The sequence below is a fragment of the Mesorhizobium sp. M4B.F.Ca.ET.089.01.1.1 genome (assembly GCF_004022605.1).
GTDB lineage: Bacteria > Pseudomonadota > Alphaproteobacteria > Rhizobiales > Rhizobiaceae > Mesorhizobium > Mesorhizobium abyssinicae.
Map to the genome: position 1 here is coordinate 1 of NZ_RZOS01000804.1, position 1,495 is coordinate 1,495.

The 1,495-nt window shown below is 59.7% G+C and carries 3 protein-coding genes; 2 read left to right on the plus strand and 1 reads right to left on the minus strand.

Features of this window, described 5'->3' with window-relative positions:
* Window positions 1–217: 217 nt before the first annotated feature.
* Both EN780_RS39155 and EN780_RS39160 read left to right on the plus strand, forming a co-directional pair.
* Window positions 218–382: a hypothetical protein gene (locus tag EN780_RS39155; protein WP_189340734.1), complete on the plus strand. Its 165-nt coding sequence runs from the start codon at window positions 218–220 to the stop codon at window positions 380–382.
* 396 nt (window positions 383–778) lie between these two features.
* Window positions 779–952, plus strand: a complete 174-nt coding sequence (locus EN780_RS39160) for a hypothetical protein (RefSeq protein ID WP_189556983.1) — start codon at window positions 779–781, stop codon at window positions 950–952.
* 34 nt (window positions 953–986) lie between these two features.
* Here EN780_RS39160 and EN780_RS34035 read toward each other — a convergent pair whose 3' ends face one another.
* On the minus strand, window positions 987–1,244 hold the full coding sequence (locus EN780_RS34035; protein ID WP_128276443.1) for a WGR domain-containing protein: 258 nt from the start codon (window positions 1,242–1,244) through the stop codon (window positions 987–989).
* Window positions 1,245–1,495 lie beyond the last annotated feature (251 nt).

The following is a 1,495-nucleotide window of genomic DNA, read 5'->3' on the forward strand; positions in this document are numbered from 1 at the left end:
CCGTAAGGATCTGCTCAGATCATCCCATTGTGCTGTGCCCGACCGGCGGCATCAAGGACGAGGGTCCCCCCATTTTGCTTCCGCTCCGGTTCCCTCCGCTGCAACAAAATCGGCTCCACCACTCGCCGCCGCTGGCGGTCGCGTTCCGCGATCCCTGACCCCGCCGCTCCGGCACAGCCCGCGTCGTCGTCTTTCACGAACTCAAGGAGATGAGACGATGACCATCGAACAACACATCGACGAATTGCGCGCCGAACTGAAGAATGCGTGTGATGTCATTGAGCGCCGGCAGATCGAGGCGGAGTTGCAGCTCGCTGAGGCCGAGCTCGCCGTCATGCTCGCCGAGCAGGACGGAGCGATCGGAGCAGAGCCGCCTTTCTGAGGCGGCTTCTCGCCGCATCATACGAGCCGGTACGCCGGACCGGCCATTGTCCCGGCCGAGAGGGCTTATCCCTCGACACTCAGCTTGGCAGCTCGCGGGCAGCGCCTATGGCCGCAAGACTGACCACACCATCGACAGGCTGGAGACACTGCGTCGACAGCGCCCAGTCACATTTTTCCTTTCGACACTGCTGTCATCTCTCATCGCGGATGTTGCAGCCGTTCGTCACGACGCAACCTGCCAGCGCCAGAATTTCCCCGCCGCTTTCGCGTCTCCTCGCCGATCAAAATTCCGTCGCTGCCTGGTCCTCCGCTTCGTTTCGGCTCTTCGAGTGCGTCCCTCCTTTCCGGTCTGCGTCTCACCCCCGCGATATCCGCAATTCGAAAGGAGAACACTATGCGACAACTCGCTCAATTCCTCATTGCCACCGGTCGCCAGCTCCGCACGCTCGGCAAGGTGATCAGCCACTTCTTCCGCAAGGGCAAGCTCGGCTTGAAGCTCGCGATCAAGATCCCGTTCTTCGTCGAAATCGAGGTCTCGTTCGAGACCGATTGGAACCGGCGCCGATGAGGCGATATTAAGGGCCCGCTTCGGCGGGCCTGTCTCATCTCGGCATTGAAGCGCGCGGACGGTAGCCGCGCTTTCGTTTTTGACGGAGCAGATCGAGAAAGAGCTGCACCGCTTCCTCTTCCCGCCCGAAATGATGGACCATCGACTGGCCCGTGGTGCCGATGCGGCCCCACTTTCTAAGCAGGCAAACATCTCCGAACAGGTTTGCTTCGATCGACATGGCATAGTAGCGCGCCATGTTGCTTGAGGCATTCGAGCGTTCGACATAGAGGTGATAGGGTTGCGAGATCATACGATGAGAATCGTTGATCCCTGCGGCGGCGTCCAACGACACTATGAATCAGTCGGCAGGGATCGATTCACATCGGTGATATGGTTTCGCGCGACACTGCTCGGCTCAAACCTGGAACGCCCATACTCGTTTAGAGCTCGACGAGTTGCTTGCCGAAATTTTCGCCCCTCAACATGCGCACGAAAGCATGAGGGACCGACTCGATACCCTCCGCAACATCCTCCCGCGTCTCTAGAAGACCCTGTTTGTAC